General features: G+C 38.8%; 20 protein-coding genes. 6 read left to right on the top strand and 14 right to left on the bottom strand.

All coding sequences use genetic code 11. The features are described from left to right. Positions 1-125 precede the first annotated feature (125 nt). On the top strand, positions 126-542 hold the full coding sequence (locus AAEY62_RS07470) for a hypothetical protein (protein WP_101164081.1): 417 nt from the start codon (positions 126-128) through the stop codon (positions 540-542). 26 nt (positions 543-568) lie between these two features. After that, positions 569-1,159, top strand: a complete 591-nt coding sequence (locus AAEY62_RS07465) for a hypothetical protein (RefSeq protein WP_024591633.1) — start codon at positions 569-571, stop codon at positions 1,157-1,159. 89 nt (positions 1,160-1,248) lie between these two features. Here the strand turns inward: AAEY62_RS07465 and AAEY62_RS07460 are convergent, their stop codons facing one another. The 9 genes from AAEY62_RS07460 to prmB form a co-directional block, all read right to left on the bottom strand. After that, positions 1,249-2,802: an AbgT family transporter gene (locus AAEY62_RS07460; RefSeq protein ID WP_024591634.1), complete on the bottom strand. Its 1,554-nt coding sequence runs from the start codon at positions 2,800-2,802 to the stop codon at positions 1,249-1,251. Positions 2,803-2,945: 143 nt separating this feature from the next. Further along, entirely contained in the window at positions 2,946-3,221 is a 276-nt protein-coding gene (locus AAEY62_RS07455) for a YfcL family protein (RefSeq protein ID WP_002962183.1), read from the bottom strand. Continuing rightward, positions 3,218-4,381, bottom strand: coding sequence for an ATP-NAD kinase family protein (locus tag AAEY62_RS07450; RefSeq protein ID WP_024591635.1), 1,164 nt, complete (start codon positions 4,379-4,381; stop codon positions 3,218-3,220). Before AAEY62_RS07450 ends, AAEY62_RS07455 begins: the two co-directional genes overlap by 4 nt. Continuing rightward, positions 4,371-4,925, bottom strand: coding sequence for an elongation factor P hydroxylase (locus tag AAEY62_RS07445; RefSeq protein ID WP_024591636.1), 555 nt, complete (start codon positions 4,923-4,925; stop codon positions 4,371-4,373). Before AAEY62_RS07445 ends, AAEY62_RS07450 begins: the two co-directional genes overlap by 11 nt. A 117-nt stretch (positions 4,926-5,042) precedes the next feature. Further along, positions 5,043-5,504 carry a zinc-ribbon domain containing protein gene (locus tag AAEY62_RS07440; RefSeq protein WP_029769945.1) on the bottom strand — a complete coding sequence of 154 codons (462 nt, stop codon included), beginning with the start codon at positions 5,502-5,504 and terminating at the stop codon, positions 5,043-5,045. Between the two features lie 62 nt (positions 5,505-5,566). After that, a complete protein-coding gene (locus AAEY62_RS07435) occupies positions 5,567-6,214 on the bottom strand; it encodes a glutathione S-transferase family protein (RefSeq protein WP_024591637.1) in 648 nt (215 codons plus the stop codon). 106 nt (positions 6,215-6,320) lie between these two features. Next, positions 6,321-6,698 (bottom strand): DUF4112 domain-containing protein, encoded by a 378-nt coding sequence (locus AAEY62_RS07430; protein WP_024591638.1) that lies wholly within the window; start codon positions 6,696-6,698, stop codon positions 6,321-6,323. Positions 6,699-6,818: 120 nt separating this feature from the next. After that, positions 6,819-7,916, bottom strand: a complete 1,098-nt coding sequence (aroC, locus tag AAEY62_RS07425; RefSeq protein WP_024591639.1) for a chorismate synthase — start codon at positions 7,914-7,916, stop codon at positions 6,819-6,821. Positions 7,917-7,980: 64 nt separating this feature from the next. Beyond that, the gene (gene prmB, locus AAEY62_RS07420; RefSeq protein ID WP_101164080.1) at positions 7,981-8,916 is read right to left on the bottom strand and encodes a 50S ribosomal protein L3 N(5)-glutamine methyltransferase; all 936 of its coding nucleotides are present in this window, start codon (positions 8,914-8,916) and stop codon (positions 7,981-7,983) included. Between the two features lie 152 nt (positions 8,917-9,068). Between prmB and smrB the strand changes: the two genes are divergently transcribed. Both smrB and AAEY62_RS07410 read left to right on the top strand, forming a co-directional pair. Beyond that, complete coding sequence (smrB, locus tag AAEY62_RS07415; RefSeq protein WP_342879412.1) at positions 9,069-9,626, top strand: endonuclease SmrB; 558 nt, start codon at positions 9,069-9,071, stop codon at positions 9,624-9,626. Positions 9,627-9,653: 27 nt separating this feature from the next. After that, positions 9,654-10,583, top strand: a complete 930-nt coding sequence (locus AAEY62_RS07410) for an AEC family transporter (protein WP_024591640.1) — start codon at positions 9,654-9,656, stop codon at positions 10,581-10,583. A 1-nt stretch (position 10,584) separates the two neighbouring features. On the opposite strand, the gene AAEY62_RS07405 is transcribed toward AAEY62_RS07410, so the two are convergent. The 3 genes from AAEY62_RS07405 to sixA are packed head-to-tail and all read right to left on the bottom strand — an operon-like array spanning position 10,585 to position 12,179. Next, positions 10,585-11,322 (bottom strand): SDR family oxidoreductase, encoded by a 738-nt coding sequence (locus AAEY62_RS07405; protein WP_024591641.1) that lies wholly within the window; start codon positions 11,320-11,322, stop codon positions 10,585-10,587. 8 nt (positions 11,323-11,330) lie between these two features. Next, the gene (locus AAEY62_RS07400) at positions 11,331-11,684 is read right to left on the bottom strand and encodes a RidA family protein (RefSeq protein ID WP_024591642.1); all 354 of its coding nucleotides are present in this window, start codon (positions 11,682-11,684) and stop codon (positions 11,331-11,333) included. A gap of 24 nt (positions 11,685-11,708) precedes the next feature. Next, the gene (gene sixA / locus AAEY62_RS07395; RefSeq protein ID WP_024591643.1) at positions 11,709-12,179 is read right to left on the bottom strand and encodes a phosphohistidine phosphatase SixA; all 471 of its coding nucleotides are present in this window, start codon (positions 12,177-12,179) and stop codon (positions 11,709-11,711) included. 192 nt (positions 12,180-12,371) lie between these two features. On the opposite strand from sixA, the gene AAEY62_RS07390 reads away from it, so the two are divergent. Both AAEY62_RS07390 and AAEY62_RS07385 read left to right on the top strand, forming a co-directional pair. After that, positions 12,372-15,095: an insulinase family protein gene (locus tag AAEY62_RS07390; protein WP_010554661.1), complete on the top strand. Its 2,724-nt coding sequence runs from the start codon at positions 12,372-12,374 to the stop codon at positions 15,093-15,095. Positions 15,096-15,149: 54 nt separating this feature from the next. After that, the gene (locus tag AAEY62_RS07385) at positions 15,150-17,402 is read left to right on the top strand and encodes a sensor domain-containing protein (protein WP_007580604.1); all 2,253 of its coding nucleotides are present in this window, start codon (positions 15,150-15,152) and stop codon (positions 17,400-17,402) included. Here the strand turns inward: AAEY62_RS07385 and AAEY62_RS07380 are convergent. Together AAEY62_RS07380 and efpL are read right to left on the bottom strand one after the other, a co-directional pair. Further along, positions 17,399-17,593 carry a hypothetical protein gene (locus tag AAEY62_RS07380; protein ID WP_007580601.1) on the bottom strand — a complete coding sequence of 65 codons (195 nt, stop codon included), beginning with the start codon at positions 17,591-17,593 and terminating at the stop codon, positions 17,399-17,401. The genes AAEY62_RS07385 and AAEY62_RS07380 overlap by 4 nt on opposite strands. A 618-nt stretch (positions 17,594-18,211) precedes the next feature. Next, complete coding sequence (gene efpL, locus AAEY62_RS07375; RefSeq protein WP_007580599.1) at positions 18,212-18,784, bottom strand: elongation factor P-like protein EfpL; 573 nt, start codon at positions 18,782-18,784, stop codon at positions 18,212-18,214. Positions 18,785-18,935: the final 151 nt, after the last annotated feature.

Here is an 18,935-nt window from a genome sequence, read left to right as displayed (position 1 = left end):
CTGAATAATAAATCTCTTAACCAGAGTTCAGGTTAGTTAGAGGAAAAATTCAGAAGCTCGCTATTAAAATGGCTGCCGTAATAGGAATAAGCAGCTGTATTACTTTCAGGGAGAGATGTAAATAAATGAAACTTTTAACAAGCCAAATAACCCGAATGGTAGCCCTACTTCATAATAAAGGTTTTTTTCACATATACCTATATGCTGGATTATCGCCCAGCGGTTGTGATTGGCGCTATATAATTGGTCACACTAAAGATGGGAAGTGGCCAACTAACGATCTAATTACTTATGGTAGCATCAACTCTAGCAGCAAACTGACATGGTCTGAGAAGAATACAACTAAAGATTTATGCAATGACTTTATTAACTACTTCAAACTTGAAAAATATTCTCCTACAAAAGAGCAACTTCAATACATAGATTGGTACTCAACTGTTGTTAACTCACTAGCTGAGGATGAAGCAGTCATTTTTTATGCAGACTACCAAGCTAGTCATCAACCTTTACTAAATAATGCGCCAGGCTTTGTAAAAAAATAATATTTTTGACAGTAAGGATCACTGATATGAAAAAATTATATGAATACCTACCAATCATAGCGCTACTAAGCCCTCTTATTTTATTCATGGCTATTCCAATTGTAATAGACTTTACAGACCCTCCATTTATTGCAAATAAAAAATATGACATTACTATTTTTTGGATTATCCCTATTATTTCAGGTGCACTATTTATCTATTTGAATATGCTTGTATTCAAAAAATATAAGCAATGCAGTAAATATAGAGAATCATTTAAGCATAATATTTCAGGAATAAAGAACCTAGCTTCATTTATTTTAGGCTATTTGGCAGCTCCATTTTTAATATACGCAATATTTTATATCTATTTAGCCCTTCCAATAAAGCTGTTTGCTTATTTCACTGAAAGTGATTATTGGTATAAAGAATATATCCTGACAGACGTTGAAGAGTGCGGCAGTGATTATGAAAATAGTTGTACACGTTTATCTTTTTTAGATCCTAAAACTAAGCAAATACACGAGCTTCGGTGGTATGAAGAGAAATCATCCATTATCAATAGTAAAGGGCACTATGTTTATGTAATCGGTGAAGCTAGCTATTTTGGTTATATTGTCAGAGGGCTAGAAAGATAGCCATCATTGGCTTACAAAGTTAAAGCTTATAAAAAAGCCCTGTCATTTTCGTGGCAAGGCTAATATAAGCTCTTAATATTTATACTTTATTAAGGCAAAGCTGGGTAAACGTAGCTAGCATCAAGCCCTAGTGGAATACCAAGTGCCCAGTAACCTAATAAAAAGATACTCCAGCCAATCATAAAGGCGATTGAGTACGGTAGCATAATAGCAATTAAAGTACCTATACCTGTGCCTTTCACATACTTTTGACAGTACACCACCACTAATGGGAAGTATGGCATTAACGGTGTAATAATATTAGAACTTGAGTCACCTACACGATAAGCGGCTTGAGTTAAGTCTGGCGAAATGCCAAGTTGCATTAACATCGGTACAAAAATAGGGCCAAGTAACGCCCATTTTGCTGAACTTGAACCTACAAACAAGTTAACAAAGCCAGTTAAAAAGATAATGCCCACAACCGTTACTGCACTTGGCAATTCCATTGCCTTTAATAACTGCGCACCTTCGATTGCGAGTAATGCACCTAAATTTGATTTACTAAATGCAGCAATAAATAGCGAACAGAAAAACGCCATGACGATATAATATGCCATGCCGCTCATCGCTTTACTCATAGCATCAATCATATCTTTTGAAGTTTTAAAGGTACCTACCGTAAAACCATATACAGTGCCAGGTAGCCAAAAAAGTAAAAATATTAATGGTACAATAGATTGCATTAAAGGAGAGCTAAAATTAGTAAGGGATCCGTCACTACTGCGCATTGCAGAATCGTCTGGAGCAGAGATAAATGCTAATAACGCAAGCCCTGCAATCATCACGGTACTGGCTATATAAAAGGCACGTTTTTCATCACTACGTGCATCTTCAAATACAGGTAAATCCTCTTTCGCACCATCAACCGCTGTTTTTTGTAAACGTGGTTCAATAATTTTATCGGTGATGTACCAGCCCAATGCCACAATAAATAAGCTAGATGCTGAAGCAAATGCCCAGTTATTTAACGGGTTAATTGTCATTGCAGGATTAATTATTTGCGCCGCACTTTGGGTAAAGCTTTGTAGTAATGGATCAATCCCTGATGGAATAAAGTTAGCCCCAAAACCACCACTGACTCCTGCAAATGCCGCTGCAATACCCGCAAGCGGATGGCGTCCTGCAGCATAAAATATAACACCGGCAAGTGGAATAACTAATACATAACCTGCGTCAGTAGCGGTATGGCTCACAATGGCCACTAAGATGATTGAAGGCGTTAATAGCTTTTTAGGAGTAACTTTAAGCATTAACTTAAGGCCAGTATTAATAAAGCCCGAATGCTCAGCAACACCTACACCTAACATAGCTACTAAAACGACACCTAAGGGAGCGAAGCCGGTAAAGGTTTTTACCATAGAGGATAAAAAGGTAGCGAGCGAATCACTTGCCAGCATATTATTAATAATAATCGCTTCACCGGTACGTGGATCTATTGCATCAAAGCTTACACCTGAAAACCACCACGACAAAAACCAAATTAATAACATTGCAAACAGAAATATTACGGCTGGATCTGGAAGCTTATTGCCAACCCGCTCAACAAAATTTAAAAAACGCGCAACAACCCCTGAAGGTAAAGCGTCGTGATTATTATTCATTTTTATTGTTCCTAAAATTTATTTTAGTAACAATATCGCATAAAAACAAAACAGTAAATTAACATAAAAATCTGCTTTAAAAGTTTTGGACACAAAAAAACACGATAGTGATAAACAAATCGTGTTTTTTGTATCACTTACTTTTAAGCGAGGGCTTTAACTTCTTCCCACAAGCGTGCAACTAATGTCTTGTCCTCTTCGTTAAGCTCACCATTACGATACGCTTTAACTAAGCTCTGCTCTACAGTTTCGTTTAGCTCATCTATACTGATTGTCAGCTTTTCTACTTCGGCATAACCAACTGCAAGATCAAAATGACCTCGTAAATAGCCGCCTGCAAATAACTCATCGTCAGTTGCTTTTATTACTAAATCATCGAAGTACTGCTGGGCTGCATCGATATAGTTCACTAAACTCATTTATTAATCTCCTGGTTTTGCAAAGCACCTGTATTTTCAAGGTTTTGGTGCCCTACTGCATACATAATATGGTCGTTAAATCCGGTGGTTACTTTAATATAACCCGTTAATTCATCATCTAATTCGCCATCGCCGGTGTCACAAATAAGGGGGCGGCTATTAAGCGCTTGTAGTTTTGTTTTTGTTGCTACTACAATAATGTTTTCTTTGCCAATTGCACGTATAAGCGCAGGGCTCAATTGCTGATTACCACGGCCAAATATATGCCCTTGCCCGCCAATGAGCGTAATGACTAACTTAGTACTTTGATCATGTGTAAGCTCAAGTAATTGCTTCGCCGTTAAATCTTGAGCAACTAAGGTTTGATCTTTTATTAAATCAACGCCAAGCAACGTATTCTCAAGTCCCATTTCTTCCATTATGGCCTCAACGGTTGAGCCGCTACCCATTATATAAAATGTGTCTTCATCCATTTGCGATACAACATGCGCAGCAATGTCGGCAAGTACGAGTTCGTCGGTTTCTTTGCCGCCATTTTTAACCGCTTGCATATAGCGTACTTCGCTAGGTGTTTGCATTTCGCCGTAGCGCTTTGCTTTTACTGTGCCTTGTCTAAAGGCATCTTCATCTATATCCATTACATCTGCGTCAGCTAAGGTAACTAACTCACCTTTAACCAGCATTTCGACTACGCGCCCTGCTGCTTTGGGTGTAATGGCGTATACACCAGAATGAATTTTACAGCCTGCAGGAATACCAAGTACAGGAATGGTATCTTCGATTGCATGGCAAATATTACGCGCTGTACCATCGCCTCCAGCAAATAAAACTAAATCAACACCAAAGTCTTTAAGTACTTTTGCTGCTTGTTCTGTGTCATCTGGGGTTGTTATTACTTCAGAGTTATATACAACCTCTACATTAAAGCCCAAGGCTTTTGCTGTTTGCTCACCCATGTCACCGTTAACGGTGTAAATGGTTAAGCGCTCTTTATAAGGCAATAGCACTTCAAGCGCTGCTTTTGTGCGGCTATTTGCTTTGGGTTCTGCACCTAATTCGATTGCTTTAGCGGCTGTGTGTGCGCCATCACTACCTTTTAAAGCAACTGTTCCGCCTAAACCCGCTACTGGGTTTACAATTAAACCTAATTTAAACGCCATTACAAAGCTCCTTCGGATGTTGCCAATTAAATTGCTGCGCTGTTAATGGCCACTGTGTATTATAAAAATCAGAGAGTGCTTTTAAAAGTGACTCTGTACGAGAGTTAAAGCCATTTTCGATTAACGATAATACACGTGCATGTACTCGCTGCTGAAAATCAAACCGACATGTTTGCTCGCCGTTTAAGTTATCCACCGACACATTAAAAGTAAACCCTGCTGCAGTGCTTAATAACCACTCTATAGCTTGAGGCTTTACTTCTACGCTTTCAAACTCAGCTTGTTTTTGTTTGTCGCGCCCATCGGGGCAATACCAATAACCATAATCTTCTAATAAACGACGTGCATCGCCTGCTACTAGCCAATGCGCAATTTCATGCAGTGCACTCGCATAAAAACCATGAGCGAATACAACCTGATGAAAAGGCGTTGTATTATTAGCTGGAATATAAATAGGTTCGCAATCGCCTTTTATCAATCGGGTATTATAATTTTGATAAAAAGTGCGCTCAAAAATTGAAATTAGATCAGCTATTTGATGCATAAAATTAGGCTAATTAGTCTCGGTTATAGCGCTATTTTGCGCATTAAAAACGAGACGAATTGTACGGGCTTTTACAACTAAAGTAAAAATAAGGCGTGATAGTAAAATATAAGCGGACTAATCTTTCACTTTATTGATATTTTTAATAATACCTAAACAGTAAAGAGTATTACCAAGTTCTTTACACTGTGTTTTTTCACCTGAGGTTTTATTGGCTAAGCTAGTTAACATATCGTACCGTTTACGTAGAATTAGTATATATCTGGCATGTCTACGGCATTCAAAGCAATGAGTACAGTGTGAATCGACCCAAAATCTTAATGTTTCAAACCAATATTGCTGCTCTTGAGCAAAAAAAATAAATGCCTTAGAGCAAGTCCCGCACTTCTCTTCAATATCAACATAAAGTGCCCGAGGATAAATGGCATAGTTTTGCTTTTTTATATCAGCCAATATTACCGTATTAGGGAAGTATTTAAGGCTCGAGTAACGCCAGTGCGCATTCTCTATCGCCTCTATTGTCACTGGGGTATTGGTAGTTATTGGTGTATTGCCATACCTTGGGTGATTTAGATACATGAGCTGCCTAGTTTAAACTTATGATTTTAAGGCATAAAACATGCCATATAAGAAAACAATAATTATACAGGCGTTCCTGCTTCATCACACTCTACAATATCGGTCTCGGTTAATGCCTGAGTGATCCATCCTTGCAATACTGGGCAGCGCATAACAAAGTCACAATATTGCTGCGCCTCTGGCGATAACGTAATTTGATAGGTTTTTAAGCGCAGTACAACAGGCACATACATGGCATCAGCAATACTAAAGTCACCAAAAAACCACTCATTTGGAAACACATCTTGTTGCTGTGCAAATATCTCGTCTATACGGGCTATGTCTTTTAGTGCTTCGCTCGATAGGTCTACTTTACGGGTAGTTCTTATATTCATTGGCATTTCGCTGCGCAGCGCCATAAAGCCTGAATGCATTTCAGCGCTTAGCGCACGCGCTTTAGCTCTTTGGGTAATATATTTTGGCCATGCAGCGCCCGATAAGTAAGCATCGTTAATATATTCACAAATTGCTAGTGAATCCCATACCTGTAAATCGCCATCAATTAACGCTGGAACTTTTTGCACAGCAAAGGTCTTTTTTAGTTCATTGTAAAAGTCGGGGGTGTCGAGTACCAGCTGGGTTTCACTAAACTCAACATCAAATTTACTCATTAAATACCATGCGCGTAATGACCAGCTAGAGTAGTTTTTATTACCGATAAATAATTGCATATTGTAGATACCAAAGTGAATAGACGCTCCTACCTTACTAGGTGATTTAACAACCAACAACATTTTGTTTAAAGTCTCTTTGCTAACTGTTACTTAAAGCTATTAATTACTCACTTAACTGCTTGTTTAAATGCTTTTTTAATAGTTGTGTATTACGCGTGTTAGCTTTAAAAAAGGCATCAAAAATATCACCAAAAAATGGCACTAAACCGCCCACAAAGTCTATGAGCATATTGATAATCATCTTAGTCTTTATACGTTTACTCACACCTAAACGCTGCGCTTCTATCAGCACATAACTTGATAAAATTAGCCCTGCGGCATCACCTATAACGGGAATTAAACCAATCACAGCCTCCAAACCTATATTAAATTTAGTAAAAGGAATGCCAATGCTGCTATCAGTTAACTTACTGAATCGCTCTAAGCGGGCTATTGCAGCTTGGGCTTTTATTTGTGAGTGTTCATTAATATTATCGTTCATGATTACTACCCTCCTTCTTGCAGTATATAGGGCCTACTTGAACAACTCCTGAAAGGCTTTAAACTAAATTACAGACATAAAAAAACGCGGTAATCCGCGTTTTTTTATAATTATAAATACTTACACAGAGCCGTTAATTGGCCCGTGCTGATGATTTACATGCGGATTTTGTCCGCGTTGACGCAGTAAGTGGTCCATTAAGGTAATAGCCATCATTGCCTCCGCAATCGGGATTGCACGAATACCCACACACGGATCGTGACGACCTTTGGTGATCATCTCTACCGCTTCGTTGCTTGTATTAATGCTGTTACCTGGGATGGTAATACTCGACGTTGGTTTTAGCGCAATAGAAGCAATAATGTCTTGCCCTGTCGAAATACCGGCAAGTACGCCACCCGCATGGTTTGATGTAAAACCTTCAGGGGTTAGCTCGTCGCGATGCTCAGAGCCTTTTTGCTCAACTACGTCAAAGCCATCACCAATTTCAACGCCTTTAACTGCATTAATACTCATTAATGAGTGTGCAAGTTCGGCATCAAGGCGGTCAAATACTGGCTCACCAAGACCAACAGGTACATTGCTTGCCACTACTTTTACTTTAGCGCCAACTGAGTCACCTTGCTTTTTAAGGTCACGCATATATTCGTCAAGCGCTTCAAGCTTACTTGCATCAGGGAAGAAGAATAAGTTATTTTCAACTTCGTCCCAGTCAAACATTTCCGCCTTAATAGGGCCAAGCTGACTTAAACATGCTTTAACTTCAATACCATGAAATTGCTTTAAGTATTTTTTAGCAATAGCACCTGCCGCTACGCGTATTGCGGTTTCGCGTGCAGATGAACGACCGCCACCGCGATAGTCGCGCAAGCCGTACTTATGCCAATACGTGTAATCGCCATGACCTGGGCGAAATACATCTTTAATTTTGCCGTAATCTTGCGAGCGTTGATCGGTATTTTCAATCAATAAACCAATGCTGGTACCTGTGGTTTTACCTTCAAAAACGCCTGCTAATATTTTTATTTGATCGCTTTCACGGCGCTGCGTTGTATAACGGCTTTGGCCTGGTTTTCGGCGATCTAAATCAATTTGTAAGTCGGCCTCTGTGATTTCAAGACCTGCGGGAGTACCATCAACAACGCCGCCTAATGCAACGCCGTGGCTCTCACCAAAGGTGGACACTTTAAATAACTGTCCAATGCTATTACCTGCCATTAACTTTCCTCATTCCTAATGACTACCAATAGCCAAGCACACGGCTTGGCTATTCATTTTTTACTTATTTTGCAAAATACTCATCTAGCTGCTTTTTGCTAATTACAAATACACCTAAGCCGCCTTGTTCAAATTCAATCCATTCAAACGGCGCGCCCGGATAAAGTGCATCCATATGTACCATAGAGTTACCAACTTCTACAAATAACAAACCGTTATCAGTTAGGTGTTCACTCGCTTCACTTAAAATAGTACGGGTTACATCTAAACCATCGTGGCCTGATGCAAGCCCAAGCTCTGGTTCATGATGAAACTCACGTGGCAGGTCAGCCATATCTTCTGCATCAACATACGGTGGGTTTGCAACTATTAGGTCGTATTTTTGACCTGGTACACCGCTAAATACATCAGACTGAATGGGTAACACACGATCACTTAACATGTAATCGTTAATGTTAATGTCTGTCACTTCAAGCGCTTCATACGATATATCTACCGCATCAACTTGTGCTTCCTCAAAAACTTGAGCAAGTGCAATTGCTATACAACCCGACCCCGTACATAAATCTAATATGCGGTTAACCGATTGTGGCTCTTCAAGCCAGGGTGTAAAGCGGTTGCTGATAAGCTCAGCAAACGGTGAGCGAGGTATAAGTACACGTTCATCCACATAAAATGGCATACCCGCAAACCATGCAATGTTTGTTAAGTAAGGTACTGGTGTGCAGTCGTTAATACGTTCTGCAATAAGACCCGCAAGTCGGTTTTTTTCTGTGCTTGTTAAACGCGCGTGCATTAATTCTTTTGGCGCATCAACAGGCAAGCTAAGCGCAGGCAGTAATAAGCTTACAGCTTCATCCCATGCGTTATCTGTACCGTGTCCAAAAAATATACTACTACTTGCAAATTGGCTTGTAGTCCAACGTAACCAGTCATGTAAAGTTGACAGTTCTGCAACGGCTTCTTCGAGTGTTGCTTCTTCTATTTGTAAATCGCTCATATATTTTTACCTGTATTAGCTTACTGACTGTTTTGAGTCTTTAAGACGATTGCATTGCCTATCTGCGCTGGGCAAATTACAATTGCCTCTCATTTAAGTATTGTACCGCCTTTTGCGCTGCGTTTTTACGTTTTTTTGTTTAGGTAATAGTTATGAAAAAAGACACTCCATCACATTCGTCCCTAAGCAATGACGACATAAGCTTATTTCGTCAAACGATCACAGGCGCCAAAGTATTTAAACAAGATACTCATCGTTTTGATACAAAGCCTAAGGTGTCACAAGCTAAGCAATTTGCCCAGCAAAAAAAGCAGGCTCAATCTGAATTTTTCTTCTCAGACGTTTATATTCCCGATATAGACACCCACGGCACGGTTAAATATGTAAAACCAGGCCAAGATACCTTCCTAGCTAAACAGCTTCGCCGTGGTGACTTTGCACCCGATTTGACGCTAGATTTACATGGCTTAAATAAAGAACTTGCTAAAGACGAACTCGCTGGACTCATTCACGAATGTAAAAAGCAGCATTATTATTGTGCATGTGTAGTGCACGGTATTGGTGGCGGCGTACTAAAGCACAAAGTGCCTCAGTACTTAGTACAGCACCCTGACGTAATAGCGATCCACCAAGCCCCTCTCGAATATGGTGGTAGAGGCGCTGTACTTATTTTAATTAATTTACCGCAAAGTGATGAATTTAGACGCTAACTTTAGCCATTACTAGGATGTAACTACGTGCATATTTTTTCAATTATTTTTCCGCTCATTTTTATTGTGGCGTTTGGTTATAGCTGTTGCCGATTAAAATTTTTCGAAAAGCAGCATATTGCAGGCTTAAGTAAATTTACTTTTTATATTAGTTTGCCTGCTTTTTTATTGTTAAATATGTCGCAAATTAACTTACAGCAAAGCATTAGCCTTTTTGCATTTTTGAGTTTTTACATACCCGTTCTGAGCGTGTTTGGGGTGGGTATTTTAATTGATCGCTTTTATTTAAATAAAAAGTATTTAAAAAATTACCAACAACACGGCGTCTTTGGACTTGCTTCTAGCTATTCAAATATGGTGTTAGTGGGTATTCCTATTGTTATTGCATCGCTTGGCAAAGAGATGATAGCCATTGCGTTTATGATCATTACTTTTCATAGCACATTGTTATTTGCACTTACTTTTTTAATAGGCGCTAAAGGCAGTAGCGATAAATTTTCGTGGTCGCATTTTGGGAAAAGTATGGTGTTAAATCCAATAGTACTGAGTATTGGGTGCGGGCTTATATTAAACATATTAGGAGTAACACTGTTCACCGACTTAGCAAATAGTTTGGAGCTATTAGCTAAACCAGCAATTGCCTGTGCGCTATTTGTACTTGGTGCAAATTTAGCTTTTTATAAAATAGCAGCAAATTGGCAACCCGCGTTAATAGCATCAATTTTAAAAATATTTTTATTGCCTGCGCTAGTTTTATTGGTAGGCACTTATGTATTTAAACTAGACACGCAAATACTCAATGTATTAGTACTTTTAAGTGCGTCCCCTGTTGGCGTAAATGCTTATCTTATTGCGAGTCAAATAAAGCAGCATGAAGCTACTCTTGCTGGGGCTGTCGTACTTTCTACTATCTTAAGTGTTATTAGCTTTACGTTTTGGCTAGCTTTATTACTTTAGCTTACAAACCGCCGGCTACATCAACAAAGCTACCCGTTGTAAAAGAAGCGTGCTCTGAAGCTAAAAAGTAAATTGCTGCAGCAACTTCCTCGGGTGTACCGCCTCTGCCAAGGGGTAATTTACTTTTAAGACGATCGACTCGATTTTTTTCGCCGCCATCGCTATGCATATCAGTGTAAATAAGCCCAGGTCTAACCGAGTTAACTCTAATACCTTTACTTGCCACCTCTTTTGCCAAGCCAATAGTAAATGTGTCCATTGCACCTTTAGATGCTGCATAATCAATGTACTCATTAGGAGAGCCCGTTTTAGCGGCCCCCGATGATACATTAACAATACTACCGCCATTTCCCATTCGCTTTATTGCCTCACGGCTACATAAAAAAGCACTGGTAATATTTGTAGTCAAAACTTCGTTTATGCGCTCAGCACTCATTTCTAACAAAGGCATTTGTGGTTTTAAAATACCGGCGTTATTTATTAGTACATCAAGTCGACCAAAGACTTTATCTATATGCATAAATAAAGCTAAAACGTCAGCCTCTAGTGACACGTCACCTTGAATTACTTCAGCCTCAACGCCTAATTGCTTTACTTTTTCTGCCACCAATATTGCACTAGCTAAATCTGCTTTATAATTAATGCAAACATTATAACCGTGCTTTGCAAAATATAATGCGGTAGCTGCGCCAATACCTCGACTAGAGCCAGTGATGAGTACAACGGGGGAGCAAGTCATTAAAGCTATTATTCTTTTAAAGCTGCAACGACTGAAATTTCAACAAGCAGTGCATCACGTGCCATTTTAGCTTCTACGCAGGCACGTGCTGGTGCATAACCCTCGGTTACCCACGCATCCCATACTGCATTCATATCAGCAAAGTATTCCATGCTCTTTACATAAATAGTCGCGCTAAGCATATGTTCTTTTGAACTTCCCGCTTCATCAAGCAATGCCTCTACTTTATCAAGCATAGTTTGAGTTTGTTCTTTGATATCTTTTTGCGCGTCGGCGCATACCTGCCCACATAAATACACAGTGCCGTTATGTTTTACAATGCGGCTCATGCGCGCACCTGTTTGTAAACGTTCTATTGTCATTTTACTTTACTCAATTATTTATATTTAAACGTTTTCTGGGGCATTTATACTTAAATAACTACTACGCTGGGTTTGCTCATCGTAACTAATAACAGCAACAGCACCCGTATTAAAAATGGGCATATTGCCAGGGCTTAATTGGTCCACTAAGTAACTTACAATAGGCATGTGTGCCACTATAAGCCATGTATTGCATTGGGGGTTCGTAGCAATAAGTGTTTCGATGTAGTCAGCAGCAATTTGAGGTTTGCCTTCGGGAATTATATCAGACGTGGTTTCGCTAAATTTAAATACGTTATTTTTAGCCACACCTGCAGCTGTTTGCTGTGCTCGAATGTAAGGACTAACTAACAGTGCATCAGGGTAATGTGCTTTACTGAGCCAAAGGCCCATTTTTTCAGCTTCATCATGCCCTGCTTGGGTTAAATTTCTACCTGCATCATCAGCCTGCATGGGTGTTGCTTCGCCGTGGCGCATTATTAGGATTGTTTTCATAAAAAATCAACCGATTAAAGAATATAAAACAGTAGCCAGTTTGCCCGTTTGTCAGCTATATTAACAATATAAATCTATTTATTTCTAAAATAGTTCTTTCATGAGATTCAGGTAAATCTTTAAGCTGTACTTCGCTTTCCTGAAGCCATCATCTGTTGTTAACAAGTAAACGTTTAGTTTCAGGAGCATCATTTGAATATCAGCCGCAATGATAACAGAGCATACCGCGCCTTTACACTGGACAATGGTCTAAAAGTACTATTAGTGCAAGATAAAGATTCTACAAAAGCGGCAGCATCAATGGCAGTTAACGCCGGACATTTTGACGACCCTCTTGATAGGCAAGGCCTAGCACACTTTTTAGAGCACATGCTTTTTTTAGGCACTGACCAATACCCAGATTCAGGCAGTTTTAATAATTTTGTTTCGCAAGCTGGCGGCAACACCAATGCGTGGACCGGAACTGAGCATACCTGTTACTTTTTTGATATTAACAATCAAGAATTTGAACAAGCACTTACCCAATTTAGCCGTTTTTTTATTGCGCCACTTTTAAATTCAGCCGAAACAGAAAAAGAACGCAACGCAATTGAAGCCGAGTTTAAACTAAAAATAAAAGACGACGGTCGCCGTATTTATCAAGCCCATAAAGAAACGGTAAACCCAGCTCATCCATTTGCTAAATTTTCTGTAGGAAACCTACAAACCTTAGCTGACAGAGAGCGCTGTATTAGTGATGAGCTTCGTGACTTTTTTAATAGCCAGTACCAAGCTCAGTGGATGACTTTAGTTATTTGCGCAAACGAAACACTAGATACACTACAAAGCTGGACTCAAACTTACTTTGGCGCAATTAACGGCAACAAAAACCTTAAAAAGCCAGAGATCAGTGAGCCACTTTATCGCAAACAAGACATAGGGAAAATACTCCATATTGAGCCCCATAAGCATATGCAAAAACTTATTATAAGTTTTGCTATGCCTAATATTGACGACTTTTATCGCCATAAAACAGTAAGTTTTATTGCCCATTTACTTGGCTATGAAGGCGCGGGTTCTCTTTATTCTATTTTAAAAGAACAAGGCTGGATCAATGCACTTTCTGCTGGCGGTGGTATTAATGGCAGCAACTTCAAAGATTTTAATATTAGCTTAGCGCTTACCGATGAGGGTATTGAATACTTTGAAGACATTATTGAAATGGTGTTTGAATACATTTGTTTAATTAACGATAACACCGAAAAATTGCCGCGCTTATATCAAGATAAAAAAAATCTATTACAAATAGCATTCGATAACCAAGAAAAATCACGCTTAATTGATTGGGTCAGTAATTTAAGCATTAATATGCAGCATTACGACGAAGCAAATTACGTGCAAGGCGACTATTTAATGGAAGGCTTTAAAAAAGCGACCCACGAAATGGCCATGCAGTGGTTAACGCCACATAATATGCGCATCGTACTTATACATCCAGATGTAGAGCCTGAACATAAAACGGCATGGTACAACACACCATATAAAGTAGAACATATTTCACCTAGTTGGCTTGATGCCCTTAGCGAGATAAATAAGCCGTTGAGCGAAATGCTGCTACCTACAGCTAATCCTTATTTAACAAAAGAAGTGGTGTTATTTGATGTCGTAAAACCACAAACAAAACCCGAATTATTAGTAAAAGAACCCGGTTTTGATTTTTGGTTTAAACAAGACAATACATTTCGCGTTGCTAAAGGCCATTTTTATTTGGCCATGGATTCTGATTTTGCCGTAAAAGATGTAAAACATATGGCACTCACCCGCTTATTTACAGATTTATTTATGGATAGTGTCGGCGAGCAATTTTATCCAGCAGAACTTGCGGGACTTAGCTACCACTTAACCTCGCATCAAGGTGGATTAACTCTACATACCGCGGGGCTTTCATCTAGCCAGTTAGAGCTTGTTGATCAATTAATAGATGCTTTATTTAATGTAGAGATCTGTGCAAAACGCTTTGCTGAATATAAAAAACAGCTTGTAAGGCATTGGCGCAATAGCAACCAAAACAAACCAGTCAGTGAGTTATTTAGCATTTTAGGCGCAAAAATAATGCCTTGGAACCCACAACCTGGGGAGCTTGCATCGGCATTAAAAAACACCTGTTTTCAGCAATTTAATGAGTTCAGAACAGACTTTTTTAAAGCACTACATGTTGAATCATTTTTACATGGTAACTGGCAGCAAAGTGATGCAATAGCCTTTCAAAAAAAGGTCGCAAATCACTTAAAAAACGCAACCATAATTGAAGATTTAAGACGCCCTCTTTTTGAAATTAAAAAAGTAACTCGCTACGAGTTAGAGCTTCCTTGTAACGACCATGCAATGGTTATTTACTATCAAGCGCAAACGGATTGCGTGGCCGAAAAAGTAAAAATGATGGCGTTAAATCATTTAATTAATCAAGATTACTTTAATGAATTACGAACTACACAGCAACTTGGTTATTTAGTAGGCGCAGGTTATGCACCATTTAACACGCGTGCTGGTATAGCATTTTATGTGCAGTCACCTAAGTTTGATGCAAAAACTTTATTGCATCGACATAACCGTTTTATTAAAAACTACCTTGATAATATTGATGCACTTGATGAAAACGATTGGCAACAGCAAAAACACGGCCTTAGTACTCATATTGCAGAAAAAGATAAAAACCTGCGCCTACGCTCACAACGGTTATGGCTTGCTATTGGTAACAGAGATCATGAATTTCATATGCAACAACGACTTTTAGATGCCTTAAATGCGCTAACCCTAAAAGAACTAAAAGTTTATGCACTAAGCCTATTTGATGATAATAGACCAAGATATGAGCTTTTAAGCTCGGCAAAAGTCAATAAATCTCAAAATATGCCCGTTTACTCTCAATCTCTTTGACACTAGGTTTAGCTTGTTTTAAATTATCATTTGTAAATTAGAAGTAATAAAAAAATGATAAAAATAATAATAAAACTAAGCATGCTTGTAGTACTTGCTTACTCATTTGAGCTTTTTGCCTTTGAGTCATCATTTAATTACAACTCCGACAATATACTTATACTAGCAAGCGCCATTATAGCGCTTGCTTTGCCCTACCTGTTATTTGTAATCCACAAACTTAGACGCTCACGCCGTCAACTCCGTCTTTCGGAAAAACGCCTTAAAAGTACTGTAGAAGGTAGCGGCGATACACTTTGGGACTGGAACATAAAAACAGGCGAAGTTATTCGTATTAACGATAAGTACTTAATGGATTCGACTACCTTAATGGGGTTTCCGCCAAACAAAGGCCTTATTCACCCTCACGATATTAATAACGTTGAGCACTTGTTAAAAGTACACTTTGCAGAGCAGTCTGCTTTTTTTGAAGCCACCTACCGAATCAAAGATACATTTGGTCGTTGGCATTGGGTACTCGATCGCGGAAAAATAATTGAAAAAGACGCCAACTTATCACCCCTTAGAATGACAGGTACCGTTCGCGATATATCACAGTTAAAATCAACGGAAGAACGCTTAAACCTTTTTGCTAAATGTGTTGAATCTCTCACTGACGCCTTAGCAATTTACGATAAAAACTTTAAACTGGTTGATATAAACCCGAGTTTTTTAACCTTGTTTGGTGGCGTACGCGAGCAATACTTAGGAAAAGATTTCAACCTATCTGGGTATGAGCCAAGCTACACAAACAGAATTATTGAAATAGTAAAAGAGCGCGAACATATCCAACAAGAAGTGAAGCTTCGTAATAGTGAGCGTGTTTTATTGCCTATAGAAATATCGATAGATGAAATTAAAAACGATCAAAATCAAATAACTAATTATGTCGTTGTTTATTCAGATTTAACAGAGCGTAAAAAAGCCGAATCGCAGTTACATAACTTATCGAATCGAGATCGCACAACTAGTCTACCTAACCGAAATTTATTTTTTACTGATTTGCAAAAGCTAGTAAAGCTCAACTCGCATCACGCCTTGCTTGTATTCGATTTAGATAACTTTAAAAAAATAAATGACTCGTTAGGGCATCAACTAGGTGACAGCTTATTAGCTAAACTAGCAATGCGCTTAAATAAACTAACCCGCGAAAATGATGTATTTTATCGTTTAGGCGGCGATGAGTTTGCTCTTGTAATGTCTGACACTAACGACATACATGTAATTACACGTATGGCAAAACAGTTTTTAGCAGCCATTGCTACACCATTTAAAATGGCTGGCCACGAACTGGCAATCACCTCAAGTGTAGGCATTGTATTATTTCCAGAAGACGGTAATACGCCTGAACTGCTCCTAAAAAATGCAGATACCGCGATGTATCATGCTAAAAAGAAAGGTAATAGCTACCTATTTTTTAACGACACGATGAACCGTCAAGCCGTTAAACGACTGCAAATAGAAAACCTTATGCGCTTTGGTTTAAAAGAAGATCATTTTGAAGTGTACTACCAACCAAAAATGAATATTCGCACAGGCAAGCTAACGGGCATGGAAGCATTAGTACGCTTTATTACACCCAAAAAAGGTATTATTAGCCCAGGCGTGTTTATACCCATAGCCGAGGAAACGGGCCAAATAATTGAAATTGGCGAAGTTGTATTAAACAAAGCCTGCAGAGACGTAAAAGAATGGCTAGATAGCGGTTTATTTAGCGGCCGAGTAGCTGTCAACTTATCAGCAAAGCAATTTAGCCTCCCCGATTTAACTTCTCGTATTGACGTTATTTTGCAAAAAAACGAATTACCTTCTTACTTTTTAGAGCTTGAAATAACAGAAGGTACTGTAATGGACGACCCTAAAGAAGCCATTGCAATTATGCGTTCGTTAAGTGCCCGAGGTATTCATTTAGCAATGGATGATTTTGGTACTGGTTATTCATCATTAGCGTATTTAAAGCAATTTCCGCTTAATACACTTAAAGTAGATAAAGCATTTATAGATGACATGACCAACGAACGTGGGCGTAATATGGTCGACTCAATAGTCACTATTGCGCATAACCTTGATTTGCATGTAGTTGCTGAAGGTGTAGAACAAGCTCATCAAATTGATATACTTAAAAAGCTTAATTGCGAAACAGTACAAGGTTATTACTATTCTAAGCCACTATCAAAAAGTGAATTTACTGAATTTTTAAAGCAGCAACAAACTAAAGCAGCCCCAAGCTTAATTAGAAAAAATAAAAATGTGGCGTCGATAAATTAAGGGCGCCATATGCACGCATTTATACCTACATTTCTTACTAAAGCACGACGATAATGTAGATTAAACAAGCACCAGGCCACAGGCCCAAGTAAACCGCCTAAAATAAGCCATCGCTTAATTGGCATACCTTTTTTAATGGCTTCTAAATACATTAAAGCTATAAATGCACTGCTTAGTAAAACTATAAACAAAATTACCCTTTAAAGTTGCTCAAAAATACGGCGGTTATTCTAACGCTAACGTGATTAAATTTAAAGCAACAAATCCCCCGCGCGCACAAAAAAGCCGAACCTGTTAAACACAGGTTCGGCTTTTAAAATTATAATTTATACCAATCTGCTTATATATGGGGTCTATTTAACGTTAAGAAAATTACGCTAGAACTAGGGCCTGTTGACCTTTCAGGATTAAAATTTGTTCAACCTAGGGGCTATTTAATCGCGGCGTGAGGTTTGTAACCTAGTGGGCTAAGTAAAAACCGAGCAACAAAGAGTAAATTGCCCCTAGGCAGAACCCTTCGGGCAGCGCATGTTTGGCATTTATTCCACGTTATCGCCTATTTATGGGGAATAACCACACTACATAGGCTCTGCCTTGCCTAAATACCAAACACACTGCTGCAAATTTAACCTCGAAAGATAAACAGGCCCTAGGCAAAAGTTTTTATATCTGGTTGTTCTCGGCAATTGCTCCCTGCATTGCTCTACCTCCTGCATCCATGCAGTCGTAAATAAAAAACTTTTAACGACGTTATAGTGCAATTTAATTCGTTAAATTGATCAAGGATTTATGCAGGTTGGTATTGCAAGTTACTTTTCAGCACGACCCATAAATTTGTGTTCAACAGTATTAATACGGATACGGTCACCTGTTGAAATATGCTCTGGCACAGAAATATTTAAGCCAGTAGACATACGTGCAGGTTTTGAACGAGCACTCGCAGATGCACCTTTGATAGATGGGTCTGTTTCTTCAACAACAAGTTCAACACTTGACGGTAAATCAAGCCCTACTGGCGCGCCATCAATAACAATTACGTGTACGCCTTGTGTTTCTTCATTAACAAATAAAATTTCTTCGCTAATAGCATCTTTGCTTAAGTTATAAGGCGTGTAATCTTCATTATCCATGAACACATACTCGTCACCATCAATGTACGATAGCATTACTTCACGGCGTGTTAAATCAGCCAGCGTTAGCATGTCACTGTCTTTGAATGTTTCGTCAACTTTACCACCGGTTACCACATCGTATAAACGCATACGGTATAAACTACCACCAGCACGACCTTGCGGCACAGAGCGCACAATATCTTTTACAACTAAAACGCGGCCATTGAAGTCAATAGCAGTACCTTTTTTAACATCACTCGCCTTTGGCATGTGTGAATTCCTATTATTTTTTTGATTGCCAGAAACATACCACGAACTGGATTTTGTTCAACTAAAATTACGTTGGTTTTACGCTACATGTTGTATTAGCTTGTAAAATTTTAATTTATACTAAAATACATATAATCAAATGTGAAAAAAA

This window comes from Pseudoalteromonas sp. GW168-MNA-CIBAN-0100, assembly GCF_040309225.1.
In the GTDB taxonomy this organism is placed as follows: domain Bacteria; phylum Pseudomonadota; class Gammaproteobacteria; order Enterobacterales; family Alteromonadaceae; genus Pseudoalteromonas; species Pseudoalteromonas arctica.
This window is presented reverse-complemented; position numbering and strand designations above follow the sequence as displayed.